Below are 15,619 nucleotides of genomic sequence, written 5' to 3'. Positions count from 1 at the left end.
TCAGGCTTATTAACGTAAAAATCAGGCAAAAAGATATAACCTCGCTTAGCTTAATTTTTGGTAAGTGCGCCACCACAGGTCTGGCATCTCGCCGGATACGGCTAACTGGTAATCTTCATAACGGCAAGGTACTAAGTGGAAACGCTCATTGAGCGAACCGTTTGCCGGGTAAGGCACCTGCATCCACCATCGGTCTGATTTTTTGCTTTTTACAAACACCAGCTCATGGTCATCATGCGTAAGGGTGGTTTTATAGATCAGGTATTGCGATTTTGGGTTGAGCGGAAAATCTGCTTTCCTATTATAAAAGCCTTCTACAAAATACCAGATCATCTGGGCTATCAGCATGGCGGTTTGCCCGTTAACATCGTAAGCCGGGTTAAACTCGTAGAAGCCTATCGAGGTCAGCTTATCATTAAAACCGGCGTAGCGGCAAATCTGACATGCTTCTTCGCCATAAAAACCGTTTGGTGTGGCATTGGCATTGCCCATGGCATCGGCACCACGGATGGCACCGATATCGAAACTGATCATGCCCGCATTGCGGATCACCGGTTCGGCTACGCTAATTTGTCCGCTCAGTTCGCCCAGTCGATGCACATCAAACAGCAGCTTATCCATTACACGCAAACTTTCCTGACTGGTAAAATAAGTCTGGTAACCCAGGTTACTGAAGTTGAACAGGTAGTTAGGTTCGTGCAAAAAGATCTTACTTAAAAATGAAGCTGATGTTGTTTCTGACATATCCCTTTCAAAATCATCATCGAGGTCAAACGCCTGGTCTATCACCACCAGGTCAACCCGTTGCTCCAGGTCTTCATAAGCCATAAACTGTGCGTAGGTTAAATCCTGACCGCCGCCGATGATGATGGGCAAAATATTATCCCGTATCAGTTCGTTAACAACCGTTTTAAGCGCCACATAAGTATCGGTAATGCTTGCGCCACGGCGGATATTACCCAAATCGGCAATCTTAACGGCGAAGCTGCCTTCGTGCAGTTGGTACAATTTTTCGCGCACGTAATTGGGCGCGGTAGAGCATCCTTCGTTGTTAACAGCATGGCGGTCTTCCATCACACCGATAATCGCCATATCAAACTTTTCTTCTTCAAGGTCGGGGAACCGATCGGTAAAAACATTGATCTTATGCCCAAGCTGGCTATGGTTATAGCCTTGTTTGGGTGTAATACTGCTGAGATCAACGGGCGACAGAAAATCTGTTAATGACATAGGGATGCTTTACAAAAGCTCAAATATCAATTTAATTCGATTAATTTGCACTGTTTTCTAAAAAATTACAAGCATGATACTGGTAACCGGCGCAACAGGTTTTTTGGGTACTGAGCTGGTTAGGCAGCTTGCCGAAACGGGCTTACCCGTACGTTGTACCCGGCGCAACCATTCTATCATCCCCCAAGCACTGCTAAAATACAGCAACCTGATTGAATGGGTTGAAGCCGACATCTGCGATATTTTTGCCTTAGAAGCTGCCATGGAACTTGTAACCCAGGTTTACCATTGTGCGGCATGGGTGTCATTTAAACAGGCTGATAAAGAGCCGATGATTAACACCAATGTTACCGGCACCGCCAATGTGGTTAATGCCTGTATCGATGCGGGGGCACGCTTACTGCACGTAAGTTCAATCGCCGCAGTGGGTACCGCCAAAACCGGCGAGCTGATTACCGAGAAACATTATATTGAAGAAACCCCGGTTAAAAACGTGTACGCCATATCGAAACTGGAAAGTGAGATGGAAGTTTGGCGCGGCATTGCCGAAGGCCTGGATGCCGTAGTGGTTAACCCATCCCTCATTATCGGCGCAAGCGCAGGTACCGAAGGCAGCGGCGCGCTCTTCGAAACCGTGCGCAAAGGCCTCGGCTTTTATACCGGCGGCAGCGTTGGACTGGTTGATGTTGCCGACGTAGCCCGCTGCATGATTGCCCTCATGAACAGCGACAATACCGCCGAACGCTACATCATCAACGCCGAAAACTGGTACTACAAAGACCTGTTTAACACCGTAGCCGATAAATTCCACGTAAAACAACCAACCCGCCAGGCTAAACCCTGGATGCTGGAGTTGGCCTGGCGAGGCGCTTCGCTTATTGGCAGTATAACCGGTAAATCCCCATCACTCGATAAAATTTCCGCACAATCTGCCAGTTTGGTGCAGAACTATGATAACGCCAAGATTAAAAAAGCCATCGGTTTTGAATTTAAGCCGGTTGATAGGACTATTGATGAGGTGGTGGCAGCGTTGGCCGTATAAAGGATTTTAGGACGAAAGACGCTCTGCCCTGGTGTCATATTTAGCTCCGTCGAAGTATGGTGCAGAGAGCCGACGCTTATGCTTCGAGTACCTACTATGACAACGCGCTCGTCATTTTCCTTTTGTCATCCAGAGCGGTAGCGAAGGATCTTCTTCACCCTGCAAAGCTGCTAATATATATTACAATATCCTTAACTGGGGCAAACATACTGTACAGGCACAAGTACTCTGTCCCGAAACCCTTCGCTGCATACTTGCGCCAGAAGTGGGAAGTGGCTATTTATGCACTGATCTTATGATTAATTTCGTTTATTAAGTCAATAAATTTTTCGCTTCTATGAGTTCTATAACAATGTTCTAAAAGTGACATTTTAGAATGTTTAATAATCCTGTTTTGTCGACTTAAAATCCTGGTGAGTAAGGCGAATAAAGATTTTCCACGTATTAAAATATCATAATTATTTCTAAGATTTTCCTTAATCTGGTCATTTGCTGAAAAAAAGTTTATACTTTCTAAAAATTCTTGTTTTACTTCATTTTGTATTTCGCATATTAACTGTTGCGGATGATTTCTAAAACAAAATTTTCGACCTTCTAAATAATTTTGAATTTCAAAAGCATAATATTCAATAAAGCTATTAAGCGATTTAGCAAAAATTAATTTTTCATCATTATCAAGCAAAGCCTCAATATTTCTTCCAAAATACAAGTCATTCTCAATTGAGTAGCCATTCGTCCATATTATTTCGGATAAATTTTCTGGTGGATTTATATAAACATACGCATCTTTATCTGCTACAAAAATTGCTTTTATGTTTGGAAATTCTGCCCGTCTTTCAAATACCTGGAGTAATTTATCTCTACCTCCACATGGAAAGAAATTGGCATTGACTATACCAATCTCGCTTTCAATCCAGCGATATATTATAATATCGTCTTTACCTTCAACTAACACTGTTGTTAACGAAGACCTCTTTAAAGTTTCTATAATTTCATCTACGGTTAGGTCCAAATTCATTTTTAAATACCTTTATCGTTAGACAAAATGATTTCTTTATCCGAGTATTTCGAAAAGATAAACGGACTATGAGTTGCCATAAAAAACTGATTATTATTTCCTTGGTTTAGTAAAGTTGGAACGAGCGTTCTTTGCCAGTCTGGGTGAAGACTTAACTCTGGTTCATCAATGAATATACTATGGTTTTTAGTAAAAGCATTATAACAAATAAAACTCAACATTTGCTTTTCTCCTGCTGATAGCTTGTCTGAGGAAATAGCGTTGTTTACTTCTCCAATTGTAAGATTACTTAAGTTAATGCCTTTGTGTTGAAATATGGTAGTTATTAGTTCAGAAAGTGTTGTGTATGGTTTCAATAAAGTTTCCCTTTCTGTTTCCATACTTTCTATATCAGATTGAATCTCGGCAAGTGTTTCTGTTTCGCTTTTTTGCCTTATCTTAATTTTTCTAATGATCTCATCAGATTTTTGTTTCTGCCCCAAATTGATTAGCGCATTAATATTGGAGTACTCCCTATTTAGCAATTGAATTATGTCGTCAGTTGAAATAGAAGTTATAAATCTTTGATTTTTAGATGACATTCTTGCAGAAAACTCTTCTAATGCGTTTCTTATTTGGTCTTGGCGTCCAAACCTTGGGTCGAAACCTTCTTCCATTGTAAACCCACCTTCGATTCTTCTGAAAGTTGGAAAAAATATGGTTGGAATAGATAATTTAGTAATTTCTAAGAACCTATCATTAATTCTTGTTGGTCGCCGTAATTCTAATTCCCTAAGATTTAAATCACTTAATGTAAATGGTTTTTCTTTATCAAGTCCAATTGTTACTGTGTTATTTTCAATATCTCTCTTAATTGAAATGAGCGAATTTGAAGTTGTGAGTTCTGCTGCTACAAAATTTATCTCTTTTATCAAATTTAAAATTCTTCCTGAGTTTAAAAACCAGATTAACTTTAGAACTGTCGTTTTACTTGAACCATTCTTGCCTGTAAGTAAATTTAAGTCGGGATGAAAAATTAGTTCTAATGGCTCCTTTCGGTTATTAAGTCCTTCAACTATTAGTTTTTTTATCATTGTTTTCGGTTTTAGGCATATTCTATATAGATGGCACTGCTATTTAGCATTTCACTTCTCTAAAATAGCTTTTATATTATCTAAAAAATTGTTTTTTAACTAATTATCTAATTATTTCTAATCTTGGCGCAAGTATGCAGCGCAAGGCATGGCAACCCCTTACCCTGGCGCAATTATGCAGCGCAGGCCATTGCAACGGGGTACTTGTGCCTTCAAGCAAAGGGATGACGCTTATGCTTCGAATGCATTAACACTACAACACGTATTTTAAAGTATAAACTTTTTTCAGGATTAAGGGTTCCGAAGTGTTCCGGACTTTTAAGTCATTTTGAAATTTAGCGTCAAAAACGGTCTTGATGATAGCATCAGCCGCGATTTTTCACATTTTGGCAGGGTGTTCCGGGTGTTCAAAAGTGTTCTGCTTCAAAAAAACGGAACACTGGCATAATCATGTCAGTATTTTCATTTTAATCTCCATCCTCATTTTAAATTTTGCATTTTTGCGCAAACCTTAATGTATAGTAAACACTATGAGCCAGTATTATATCATTGATTTCGACAGCACATTTACCCAGGTAGAAGCCCTTGATGAACTGGCCCGTATCTCGCTGAAAGAGCACCCCGACCGCGAGCTGATTTACAAGAAGATAGAAGACCTCACTAATGCGTCGATGGAAGGTCGGCTGTCGTTCACGGATAGTCTGGAGCAGCGTGTTAAGTTACTGGAAGCCACCCGCGAACACCTGAAACTGCTGGTGCGCCACCTGCGCAAAAAGGTATCCACCTCGTTTTCGCGCAACAGTGAGTTCTTTAAAAACCACCAGGATGAGGTATTGATCGTATCCGGCGGGTTTAAGGAGTTTATTACCCCGGTGGTTACCGAGTACCAGATCAAGAAAGAGAACATCTATGCCAACACCTTCATCTTTGATGAGGATGATAAAATTATAGGTTATGATCGTACCAACCCGCTATCGCAGGAAGGCGGCAAGGTTAAACTATTGAAAGAGCTGAACCTGCAGGGCGATATCTTCGGTATCGGCGATGGGTACTCAGATTTCCAACTGAAGGAATCGGGCATGATCAAAAAGTTTTTTGCCTATACCGAGAACATCGAACGTAAATCTGTCACCGAAAAAGCAGATCATATTACCCCAAGCTTCGATGAGTTTTTGTACATCAACAGGTTGCCACGTGCTATCTCGTATCCTAAAAACAGGATCAAATGTTTAATAGTTGGTCAGGTTGATGAAGAAGCGATAAGCCAGATGCAGAAAGAAGGCTACAACGTTCGCCAGCGCGATACGATAGAAGAAAAGTACCTCGAAGAAGCAGGCGTACTGCTTTGCGCCGAAGATGTACAACCAACACCAGAGCAAATTGAAAGCGCACCACGCCTGAAAGTGATCGGTTGTTTTGGCAAGGTAGCCAGCCGCAAACTATCAGACACAGCCTGCGAAAACGGCGTAATCATATTCGACGATCCTAAAAATAATCCCCGAAGTTTTGATTTTATACCTAAACGTGTAATCTCATTTATGAACGAGGGTAAAACCCATACCAGCTGCAACTTCCCCGATCTGCAGCCGCCACGCGTGAGCAATGCGCACAGGCTCATCCACATCCACCAAAACGTACCGGGTATTTTGGCTAAGATCAACGATGTATTTGCCAAGCACAACATCAATATTGTTGGCGAGTTCCTGGTAACCAACCCGCAAATTGGCTACGTAATTACCGATGTAAATAAAGGCTATGATGCCGATGTACTGGATCAGCTTAAAGCCATCCCGCAGACGATTAAGTTTAGACTGCTATATTAATAATGATAGAATGAGTGAAGGAGAAAATGATAGAATGGAAAAAAATATTCTATCATTCAAAACTCTATCATTCTATCATTGACTGAACTCTATCATTCTCTCCTTCACTCATTCTATCATTGCTTATTCATTTTCCACAAGCGGCACCACCAGTACCGGCATTTCGGCATGGCGTACTACGTGTTCGGCTACGCTGCCCATGAATAAACGGTCGAAACCGGTGCGGCTATGGGTGCCGATCACAATCAGATCAGCATTAAATTCTTTACTGCAGCTGATGATACCATCGGCTGTTGAGCCGTATTCTGTAAAGTGGGTAATTTCCAAACCTTCGCCATATTCTTTGATGGTATTGGCTATAATATCGTCTGATATATGGGTTTGGATATCCATCATTTCTAAACTCGCTATGTTAGTTCCGGTTTCCAGCGGCATACCCAAAGTGGTATCGGTAACGGGGCCTGGCACGTAAGCGGCTTCGATAATATGTACCAGCCCAACCGCGGCACCAAATTGTTTAGCGAGGTCGAAACCTGTTTTGGTGGCATGTTTGGCAAATTTGTTATCGTCTATGCCAATGAGTATCTTCTTAAAAGTTGTCATGATGGTTTATGTTTAATATAGATAAAACGCTGTGAGTAGAATATGTTTTCCCAAGATAGGTTTTTACTTTCAAACTGTATTACACACCCTAAGCCTCGCAAGAGCTACCGTGTACCTACAAGTTTGCTCAGCTTAAATCTTTACCCCTTATTAACGTTTTAGCAAGTTTCACTGAAAGTAGTATTCCCCTAATTTAGGGGAATGCAATGACTGTAATACCACTTCTAACATAATAAGGGGTAGAATTGCAGCAGGTTAAAAAGGTGAGTACATGGCAGTCTCAAAAGAGGAATTTAACGGACTATCCTTTATACTTATCAAATAACTTATTCCAATAGCCATCTCCAATCTTAGCATCACCTTTTCGTTGGGCAGTGTAAATGCCGCTGTCACCACTAAAAAAATAAGCTGTAAAGCAGGTAATGGCAAACAGCATGGCATGTTCGCCACCAAATAGTTCGATACCCATTAAGGTGCAGGCCAGTGGCGTATTAGTGGCACCGGCAAATACGGCGATGAAGCCCAATGCGGCAAAAAGGCTTACCGGCGCGTTCAGTATTTCGGCCAGGGTATTACCTAAGGTTGCGCCTACATAAAACAGCGGGGTTACTTCCCCTCCCTTAAAGCCCGTGCCCAAAGTAATGGCGGTGTAAATGAGTTTCCATAACCAACTAAAAAAATCAGCCCCGCCATGTTGGAAGGCAGAGACAATAGTTACCGCTCCGGGATGTTCTGGCTCTACCCCTAAACTTAAATAATCGGGCTTACCAATGAGGAAAGTTAGACCGATAATGATGAGTCCACCGCATACCGGGATGAGCCAATCTATCTTAATCAGCTTGAGCGAAAAAGCCTTAACAGCATGTGTGGTATTGGCAAAAAGATAACTCGCCAGGCCAAATAATGCCGATGCAAATATTACTTTAATAAGTAATAACAAATCGGTAGGTAAATGGTGGTTATAATACTCGGCCGAGGTCTTAACCACATCGATATGGTAGGCTGTGTGATGGATTCCCCAAAGGGCAACAGTAGCATCGCCAACAAAACCGGCAATGAGGCATGGCAGCAAAGCATTGTAATTTATACGACCGATGGTAATTACCTCCAGCGCAAAAATGGCACCAGTTAATGGGGTACCAAACACGGCGCCGAAGCCTGCCGCTATACCGGCGGTTAGCAACATTTGCTTATCGGTATCATTGAGTTTAAACAAGCCGACGAAAAAGTTGGCGATACTGCCTCCAATCTGCACAGCTGTCCCTTCCCTGCCCGCCGAGCCGCCGAATAAATGTGTAATTACTGTAGTAACTAAAATAAGCGGGGCCATGCGCTTGGGTACGCCTGCGCCAGGTTCGTGAATCTCGTCGATGATGAGGTTATTGCCACGCTCGGCCGATTTGCCGTATAGTTTATACAGGAAATGAATAGCAACACCTGCCAATGGCAACAGGTATAATAACCAGGGATGTGCGAAGCGATAATGGATAGCCCAGCTGAGCAGCCATAAAAATAACGCTACTGTGCTGCCAATAGCTATAGCAATGGGCAAAACAATAAGCGTGCAACGAAAACTGTAAACGATTGTGGAAACTTGGGACGACAGAAATTTTTTCATAAACCTACATGCAAATAAATAAAATTATTCGAGTAGGCGTCATCAGCTTTTTAGGGCGGTTCAAATAGGCAGCTCACCATTGCCTTTCAGTACAATACAAATATGGGTTAAAAATGCATCCGGTGCAATAGGCGTTATTCTTTTTATATTTTTGTGTATGCAATTTACACCCGAAATTACCGAGCGGTTAGAGCAGCTGCAGCAGAAATATGAGGCTATGGGGCAGGATATGTCATCATACCTCGATGGTTTGCTGTATGCCGATTTCCTGACCTATTGGGATTACATACACCTTGATACGCTGCTAAGTTTACAAAGCCCCAAAACACCATTCCCTGATGAAGAGATCTTTATCATGTACCATCAAATCACGGAGTTGTATTTTAAACTTACCCTCCACGAGTGTAAACAAATTGCTGCTAAAGCCGATCTTACCGCCGAATTTTTCACCGCCCGTTTAAAACGCATCAATAATTATTTCAACGCATTGGTTAACTCGTTCGAGGTTATGGTTGAGGGGATGGAGAAAGAGCAGTTCCTTAAATTCAGGATGTCGCTATTACCTGCCAGTGGTTTTCAATCAGGGCAATACCGCATGATCGAGATCTTCGCTACAGATTTCATCAACCTTGTAGCTAAAGATAAGCGCGAAGAATTAAGAGGCGGAAGTGTTGAAGAACAGTTCGAGCATATTTACTGGAAGTTTGGCGCTACCGAACTATCTACCGGCAAAAAAACATTAACGCTTAAGCAGTTCGAGAAAAAGTATGCAGATACTTTTATTGCCCTGGGTAAAAGCTGTGCCGATGTTAACTTCAATAAACTATATCATAATTTACTAGCAGCCGGACAAGCTACTCCACAACTTGCCGATCAACTCCGCCAGCTGGATACCCATGTTAACGTAAACTGGCCGCTGGCACACTATAAATCTGCTGTAAAATACCTGCACCGCGAGCCCGAAGAAATTAAGGCTACAGGCGGTACCAACTGGCAGAAATACCTGCCTCCGCGTTTTCAGAAAAGAATCTTTTATCCGGAATTATGGACTGCCGAGCAGATAGATAATTGGGGTAAAGCCTGGGTTGAGGGAGCGTTGAGTTAAGAAATTAATATCGAACACCGAATGTCGAATATTGAATAATGAAATAAAAACTTCGATGTTCGACATTCATTATTCGGTGTTCGATATTTATGCACACTTCGATGTTCGACATTCAACATTCATTATTCGATATTCACTACTTCTTCCGCTTAGCTACCTTTGCTTCAATCAGTTTTTTAATCTGATCAAACTTCTCGAATTCCTGCGCTATCACAAACGCATTTCTGGAGGTCGATTTGCCTTTGAGTTCGATGCCTTTTACATTGGTTTCAACAGCCGTAATATCGGCTATTTTGATTTGCTGTTCGCGTTTGCCCAATTCGGTCAGCGTAACTGCATCATCACTAACGGCAACTGTCATGGTATCAATTCGTTTGTTCGATTTTTTGATACTGAGAAATAGCAGGATAAGCGCTATCAGGGTGATGGCAATGCTTAGGATAATAAAGCGATAATCGTAGCCCGTACGCACCAATTGATATACAATTAAACCAATCGGAAACAGGTATGGCACCAGCAAGCTGATATTGGTTTGGCGTTTGTAGGCGGGCGCTTTTTTAGGGTCTATGCGGTAGGTATGTATTGCTGTGCTCATAATATTCGGTAAAGGTCTATTTTTCCGGCTTATAAATTGAGATTTACTTCATAAATTCCTAAATTGCCAACTTTCAAATCTATTGGGCCATGACAGACACGTTGGACATCAAAATTACAAAAACTACCCATTCCCGTTTGCAGGAAACGGACTTTACTAACCTGGTATTTGGCCGTACCTTTTCTGACCACATGCTGGTGGCTGATTATGCAGATGGCGAATGGAAGAACTTCGAAATTGTACCTTATGGCGAAATTGCCCTTAGCCCGGCTATTTCTGCGCTGCATTACGGACAAGCGTTTTTCGAAGGAATGAAAGCTTATAAATTGGCAGATGGCCAGGTCTCTGTCTTCCGTCCTGAAAAAAATGCGGCACGTTTCAACAAATCTGCAGAGCGCCTTTGCATGGCCGAACTGCCAGAAGATCTGTTTGTACAAAGCATTGCCGCTTTAGTTGATCTTGATCGCGATTGGATCCCTGCACAGGCAGGCCACTCACTATATATCCGTCCGTTTATGTTTGCAACGGATCCTTATCTGGGTGTGACTCCTTCAAGCACTTATAAATTTATGGTATTAACCGGCCCGGTTGGCCCTTATTTCACTAAACCTTTGCGCGTGAAATTCGAGACGCACTACACCCGTGCTGCTGAAGGTGGTTTTGGTTACGCCAAAGCTGCCGGTAACTACGGGGGCTCGATGCTGCCATTTAAAAAGGCTGCGGAAGAAGGTTTCGACCAGTTAATCTGGACTGATGCCAAAGAACATTTATATGTTGAAGAAATGGGCGCAGCCAACGTAATGTTTGTGCTGGATGGTAAATTGATTACCCCATCAACCCGCGATACTATTTTAGATGGCGTAACCCGCGATACCGTAATTACCCTTGCAAAATCATGGGGTGTGCCGGTTGAAGAGCGCCGTGTATCTATTGCCGAAGTTGTTGAAGGTGCTAAAAATGGTAAACTGACTGATGCTTTCGGTGCAGGTACTGCTGCTACCATTGCCCCTGTAGGTTCATTAAACTACAATGGCGAAGAGTATACGCTAAGCGACCCATCAACCCGTGAGTTCTCTCAAAAAGTATTAAAAACTTTAGACGATATCCGCTACGGCAGAACTACCGATACATTCGGCTGGAATTATATTGTGTAACGTTTGATGTTTTATATAAAAAGAAAAGCGCCTTAGATTGTCTAAGGCGCTTTTTTTATGTCTTGAACCAGAATTACGGAATTAAAGAATTTTCAGAATTTCATTTGCACATCTGAATTACCCCTATTTCCGTAGAGACACAACACTTTGTGTCTCCCGCAGGACAATCAAATATTAAATAAAAAGAGACACAACTCTCGTGCATGAATTGATACCAAACAACAGAGACACAATATTTTGTGTCTCTACAGTATCGTAAACATTAAATCAAAAGAGACACAAGGTATTGTGTCTCTACGGTGCAATTTATTCTACAGAAACGGTTAAACCTTCCTGTTGTAATATTTTACGGTAAACTTCCATCTCGGTGAATGAACCCTCGAGTATGGCGCATTTGCCTTCGTTGTGTACCTTCCAGGCAATCTTTTCGGCTTGGCCTTCTGAGTAATCGAGGTACTTCATCATGCAGTAAATTACATGATCAAAACTGTTCACATCATCGTTCCACAATATCAGGCGGTGTACTTCTTTTAGTCCCGCTAATATTTCCTCAAGGGTGAGGGTCTCTTCCTGTACTTCAGTCGGCATAGTTATATTGTAATCACAAATTTACTTAAAAAGCATAATAAACACAGTAAAAATATGTTATAGCTGCAATAATTGATAGTTTTATAAAAACCCCTATTACAATGAGACCTCATTTCTCAGCATTGTCGTTTTGTGCGGCAGCCGGTTTGCTGTTAACCTTGCACAGCCAGGCACAAACAAAAAACCCTAATACCTTATTGCCACCGCCTGCCGATATTAAAATTGATGGCGACCTGAAAGACTGGGGCGACACACTCCGCTACTTTAACGACGAGAAAAAAATATCCTACACGCTGGCCAATGATAAAGACAACCTGTACATGGTTGTACGGGTTAGCGACCGTACCGAACAGATCCGTATTATACGTGCCGGGCTTACTTTAAGTATTAACACCAAAGGCAAAAAGAAAGAAGAAAGCAGTATCACCTTCCCGGTAGGCAACCCAGATCAGCCACAAACTGAGGCACCTGATGATAAAAAAACAAACCCGGATTTGCTTGACCAGCAAGACCGCGAAGAAATGCTGCGCGCTAAAATGACTAAGCTGCGCTACATTAAAGTAACAGGCTTGCCTGATATTGAGAGCGACATCATGACCACCTCTAATACCTACGGGATTAAAGTGGCTTTAAATATTGATGATAAAGATAACCTGGTTTATGAGGCAGCTATCCCATTAAAATTTTTCCATGCTGCAGCGCCTGATAAAACCGAATGGGCTTTTAACATTAAAATAAATGGCGTTACACATGCACCTAAATCCGGAGCCGATCCAAACGGCGGCGCTGGTGGCGGCCGTGGCGGAATGGGCGGCGGCGGTATGGGTGGCGGTGGCGGCCGTGGTGGTATGGGCGGCGGCGGTGGCCGACACGGCGGTGGTGGCGGAATGGGCGGCGGCCGCGGCGGCAACAGCAGCATGACCGAAAGCGACCACTCTGAAATTGCTAAATCGATGGATTTCTGGGAGAAATTTTATTTAGGTAAAAGCGAGTAAAACCCGCTTTTACTCTACTTTATAATGATATACGTGGCGGCCAATGTGGCCGTCACTATCAATACCTTCTACCACAACGCGGTAATTACCTTTACTGCCTGCATTAAAAAAATCTATACTGGCTTTGCCATCTTTGTCCGCAACAACACTGGGGTTCCAGTAAATGGTGCTGCGTAAATCGGCAAGTGCAGCATTGATCTTAGGGTCGTTATATTGTGGCGAGTAAAATGATCTGGCCTGATAATAGCCTTTGGCAGCAGCCGTAACAACACCCGGAAAGTATTTAGAATAGTTACCCATTTCTGCACCGGTTTTCATGTTAACAACTATTACACCCGCAGATCCCCTGGCACCATAAAGGCCGGTATAGCCAATACTCCTCAATACTTCAATACTACCTACATCCCGGCTATTCAGGGTCGCTAAAAAATCTGGTTCTACATATATCCCATCTACAATAATTTGCATAGGGCTATCAAAACTAATTGATGTTGCGCCCCCAAAGTATGCTTTATTATCTCTAAACGTAACCCCGGCTATTCGCCCAGCTAAACAATCTATGATATTAAGGCATGGTGTGTTTTCGAATATATCTCCTTTTATAACCTGATCTGCAATACCTGGCCCGTTTAAGTTTGAAGAAGTTTGTAAAATAGGTTTCTTTGTTTCGCGTATGGTTACCTCTTTAAGCAATATATTATGGTTACCGATACCCGCATTCATCTCTTCTTTCAAAAATGCACTATTACTCAGCAGGTAGGTTAACATGGTGTTGTCAATATTAACATCCATATCGGGCGCATTAACATTTGGTTCTACCTGTTGTCTCGTAATTTTGTCAAGGTTAACATCAACATACTTCTTGTTTTTGGCCGTACGTGCTTGTACAACAAATTTAACGCTGTCTTTAAATTCAAGGTTATCGAAACTAAAACGGCCATTTTCATCGGTAAGGGTATCCACCATAAACATGCCTCGTTGTGTATTAAACAAGGTAACCTTACCGCCAACAACAGGCTTTTTGCCATCCATTACCTGGCCCGAAACCCTGATCCCTCTTTCGGCTGCAAAGAGCGATGGGGCAAAATTATCATTCATTACCTGCTTCCATTCAAACCTGCGGTAACCCTGGGTAAGCATTAACAAATCCAGATCGGCTGCGGCTTGCTCATTATTATCGGCAAAGTAATAGTTTGGTTTCTCGATATAACCTTTAATGTCTGAGCTTAATAAAATGCTCGAAAGGATGGTTGTTTCATCGCTTTCATCAACCGGTACTTTACTTTCGTCAATTACAGCGGCCGATAAACTTGATAAGGCCGGCTTATCGCCCGGCGCATAGGCAGTAATATCAAATTTCATTTTGCCGCGGGTTGCAAAAGTTGCTTGTTGCGGGGCTATGTTCAATGTTAACCTATCTGGATTATTTATAAAAACTATCCGCTCATTTACAGCCTCGCCCGCACTATTAAATAAAGTAAGCTGGGCAATACCCGATGGGAAACTTTGCTTAGAAACCTTAGCTGCAGTAATTATATTTTCAAGCTTAACCTTGGTTGCGTAGCAAACATCGCCGCCCGAATGTATCACCAGGCCAACTTCAGAGCCAATCAGCTCTTTACTTGCCGTTATACGGATAGCTATATTATCAGGATCGAGCGTGTTATTAACGGTTAATACATAGCCCTGCTCAATAGCTTTGGGCAAAGGCAGTACTACCTTCGAACCATCATCAAAAGTAACCTGTGCGGTATAAGTTTGGCCTGCCTGAGGTACCATTATAAAGGCCCCCATGCCCAGGTGACTGGTAGTTAATTTCGCAATTTCCTGCCCGTTGTTATCAACCACTGTGCCGTTTATTGCTTTGCCCAAACCATCGGCACCAACAGCTTTAAAAGCAATTTTAGAAGGTAGCTCATTAACCATATTCCCGCTTTCGGGGAAAAACTGGATGTTTACATCACCTGCAATAGCATTAACCGGGATGGTATTTACAATAGTTTTTTTGTCGTCAATTTTAATATGGCTAACAATAGCACCTTGCTTAAACTGCGCAGCATTATTGATAAAATCAATCTGTAAATTACCCTTTCCATCGGTTACCCCCTTGCCGCGCTCTGCATTTTTTCCGTTAATCTGCGTCTGGTACGATACCTCTTTGTTAGCATAAGGCTCGCCATTTAAGTTAGCATAGTTTATTGAGGCCTTAATAGTACGCTGCCCGTTTTTGGTAGCATAAGCATAATCGGTTTTGGTAAAAACTGTATTATTGGCCGAGTTGCCGATACGGATGGTTTTATCGAAGAAATAATCGGGCCCTGCATTACGCATCCAGTTGGTATAGGCGCGTATACGGTAGTTACCCGCCGCCAGGGTATCAGACAGCGGGAAATCGCCGGAACCCAAGCCGGCAGTGAGCGGTAATTTTATGGATTGTTTGATAGAATCGCGGCTATCAATCAGCTCTACATTTAAGGTGCCGCTTAAGCCTGTTAGCTGGTGACGGGGACCAACGGTTACATAAGCCTTAAACCAGATATTATCACCAACGGTATAGTAGGGTTTATCAAAATGCAGGTATACTTTTTCTTGAGGGTGCCCGGCAACCCATTTATCTAATTGTGTAGTAGCTTTTTTAATTGGATCGTCGCCGGCTTTTGTAAAACCAAACAGGGTTACCGACACTAAGATGGTCAGCAGCAGAAATGATGCTTTTTTTATTCGTAACATAAGGCAGGGAGGTTTGATATAACCAATGGTTAATTAACATAAATT

13 protein-coding genes and 1 riboswitch are annotated in these 15,619 nt (G+C 42.4%); of the genes, 5 read left to right on the top strand and 8 right to left on the bottom strand.

Annotated features, from left to right (window positions below; translation table 11 throughout):
• Positions 1-45: 45 nt before the first annotated feature.
• Positions 46-1,230, bottom strand: a complete 1,185-nt coding sequence (locus PQO05_RS02870; protein WP_273631146.1) for a formimidoylglutamase — start codon at positions 1,228-1,230, stop codon at positions 46-48.
• Between the two features lie 73 nt (positions 1,231-1,303).
• Here PQO05_RS02870 and PQO05_RS02865 point away from each other — a divergent pair, with 73 nt between their 5' ends.
• Positions 1,304-2,272: an NAD-dependent epimerase/dehydratase family protein gene (locus PQO05_RS02865; RefSeq protein ID WP_273631145.1), complete on the top strand. Its 969-nt coding sequence runs from the start codon at positions 1,304-1,306 to the stop codon at positions 2,270-2,272.
• A gap of 280 nt (positions 2,273-2,552) precedes the next feature.
• Here PQO05_RS02865 and PQO05_RS02860 read toward each other — a convergent pair whose 3' ends face one another.
• A complete protein-coding gene (locus PQO05_RS02860) occupies positions 2,553-3,290 on the bottom strand; it encodes a DUF4435 domain-containing protein (RefSeq protein WP_273631144.1) in 738 nt (245 codons plus the stop codon).
• 2 nt (positions 3,291-3,292) lie between these two features.
• Complete coding sequence (locus PQO05_RS02855) at positions 3,293-4,363, bottom strand: AAA family ATPase (protein ID WP_273631143.1); 1,071 nt, start codon at positions 4,361-4,363, stop codon at positions 3,293-3,295.
• A gap of 530 nt (positions 4,364-4,893) precedes the next feature.
• Here PQO05_RS02855 and PQO05_RS02850 point away from each other — a divergent pair.
• A complete protein-coding gene (locus PQO05_RS02850) occupies positions 4,894-6,186 on the top strand; it encodes an HAD-IB family phosphatase (protein ID WP_273631142.1) in 1,293 nt (430 codons plus the stop codon).
• A gap of 123 nt (positions 6,187-6,309) precedes the next feature.
• Here PQO05_RS02850 and PQO05_RS02845 read toward each other — a convergent pair whose 3' ends face one another.
• On the bottom strand, positions 6,310-6,789 hold the full coding sequence (locus tag PQO05_RS02845) for a universal stress protein (protein WP_273631141.1): 480 nt from the start codon (positions 6,787-6,789) through the stop codon (positions 6,310-6,312).
• A 301-nt stretch (positions 6,790-7,090) separates the two neighbouring features.
• Positions 7,091-8,407 (bottom strand): voltage-gated chloride channel family protein, encoded by a 1,317-nt coding sequence (locus tag PQO05_RS02840; RefSeq protein ID WP_273631140.1) that lies wholly within the window; start codon positions 8,405-8,407, stop codon positions 7,091-7,093.
• A 26-nt stretch (positions 8,408-8,433) separates the two neighbouring features.
• Positions 8,434-8,500: riboswitch (Fluoride riboswitch) on the bottom strand.
• A gap of 64 nt (positions 8,501-8,564) precedes the next feature.
• Between PQO05_RS02840 and PQO05_RS02835 the strand changes: the two genes are divergently transcribed.
• Entirely contained in the window at positions 8,565-9,512 is a 948-nt protein-coding gene (locus PQO05_RS02835) for a tryptophan 2,3-dioxygenase family protein (protein ID WP_273631139.1), read from the top strand.
• A 136-nt stretch (positions 9,513-9,648) separates the two neighbouring features.
• On the opposite strand, the gene PQO05_RS02830 is transcribed toward PQO05_RS02835, so the two are convergent.
• The gene (locus tag PQO05_RS02830) at positions 9,649-10,107 is read right to left on the bottom strand and encodes a hypothetical protein (RefSeq protein ID WP_273631138.1); all 459 of its coding nucleotides are present in this window, start codon (positions 10,105-10,107) and stop codon (positions 9,649-9,651) included.
• A gap of 89 nt (positions 10,108-10,196) precedes the next feature.
• Here PQO05_RS02830 and PQO05_RS02825 point away from each other — a divergent pair, with 89 nt between their 5' ends.
• The gene (locus PQO05_RS02825; RefSeq protein ID WP_273631137.1) at positions 10,197-11,261 is read left to right on the top strand and encodes a branched-chain amino acid aminotransferase; all 1,065 of its coding nucleotides are present in this window, start codon (positions 10,197-10,199) and stop codon (positions 11,259-11,261) included.
• A 306-nt stretch (positions 11,262-11,567) separates the two neighbouring features.
• Here PQO05_RS02825 and PQO05_RS02820 read toward each other — a convergent pair whose 3' ends face one another.
• Complete coding sequence (locus PQO05_RS02820) at positions 11,568-11,849, bottom strand: ATP-dependent Clp protease adaptor ClpS (protein WP_174311459.1); 282 nt, start codon at positions 11,847-11,849, stop codon at positions 11,568-11,570.
• 101 nt (positions 11,850-11,950) lie between these two features.
• Here PQO05_RS02820 and PQO05_RS02815 point away from each other — a divergent pair, with 101 nt between their 5' ends.
• Positions 11,951-12,844, top strand: a complete 894-nt coding sequence (locus tag PQO05_RS02815; RefSeq protein WP_273631136.1) for a hypothetical protein — start codon at positions 11,951-11,953, stop codon at positions 12,842-12,844.
• 9 nt (positions 12,845-12,853) lie between these two features.
• Here PQO05_RS02815 and PQO05_RS02810 read toward each other — a convergent pair whose 3' ends face one another.
• Positions 12,854-15,574, bottom strand: coding sequence for a TonB-dependent receptor (locus tag PQO05_RS02810; protein WP_273631135.1), 2,721 nt, complete (start codon positions 15,572-15,574; stop codon positions 12,854-12,856).
• Between the last annotated feature and the right edge of the window lie 45 nt (positions 15,575-15,619).

The sequence above is a fragment of the Mucilaginibacter jinjuensis genome (genome assembly GCF_028596025.1).
GTDB lineage: Bacteria > Bacteroidota > Bacteroidia > Sphingobacteriales > Sphingobacteriaceae > Mucilaginibacter > Mucilaginibacter jinjuensis.
Note: the sequence above shows the minus strand (reverse complement) of the source record. Positions and strands in the feature narration are given on the sequence as shown.

Excerpts from the sequence above, each read along its gene's own strand:
- PQO05_RS02850 (WP_273631142.1), top strand. The coding sequence starts at position 4,894 with ATGAGCCAGTATTATATCATTGATTTCGACAGCACATTTACCCAGGTA.
- PQO05_RS02835 (WP_273631139.1), top strand. The coding sequence starts at position 8,565 with ATGCAATTTACACCCGAAATTACCGAGCGGTTAGAGCAGCTGCAGCAG.
- PQO05_RS02855 (WP_273631143.1), bottom strand. The coding sequence starts at position 4,363 with ATGATAAAAAAACTAATAGTTGAAGGACTTAATAACCGAAAGGAGCCA.
- PQO05_RS02810 (WP_273631135.1), bottom strand. The coding sequence starts at position 15,574 with ATGTTACGAATAAAAAAAGCATCATTTCTGCTGCTGACCATCTTAGTG.
- PQO05_RS02815 (WP_273631136.1), top strand. The coding sequence starts at position 11,951 with ATGAGACCTCATTTCTCAGCATTGTCGTTTTGTGCGGCAGCCGGTTTG.
- PQO05_RS02830 (WP_273631138.1), bottom strand. The coding sequence starts at position 10,107 with ATGAGCACAGCAATACATACCTACCGCATAGACCCTAAAAAAGCGCCC.
- PQO05_RS02840 (WP_273631140.1), bottom strand. The coding sequence starts at position 8,407 with ATGAAAAAATTTCTGTCGTCCCAAGTTTCCACAATCGTTTACAGTTTT.
- PQO05_RS02870 (WP_273631146.1), bottom strand. The coding sequence starts at position 1,230 with ATGTCATTAACAGATTTTCTGTCGCCCGTTGATCTCAGCAGTATTACA.
- PQO05_RS02845 (WP_273631141.1), bottom strand. The coding sequence starts at position 6,789 with ATGACAACTTTTAAGAAGATACTCATTGGCATAGACGATAACAAATTT.
- PQO05_RS02825 (WP_273631137.1), top strand. The coding sequence starts at position 10,197 with ATGACAGACACGTTGGACATCAAAATTACAAAAACTACCCATTCCCGT.
- PQO05_RS02860 (WP_273631144.1), bottom strand. The coding sequence starts at position 3,290 with ATGAATTTGGACCTAACCGTAGATGAAATTATAGAAACTTTAAAGAGG.
- PQO05_RS02865 (WP_273631145.1), top strand. The coding sequence starts at position 1,304 with ATGATACTGGTAACCGGCGCAACAGGTTTTTTGGGTACTGAGCTGGTT.
- PQO05_RS02820 (WP_174311459.1), bottom strand. The coding sequence starts at position 11,849 with ATGCCGACTGAAGTACAGGAAGAGACCCTCACCCTTGAGGAAATATTA.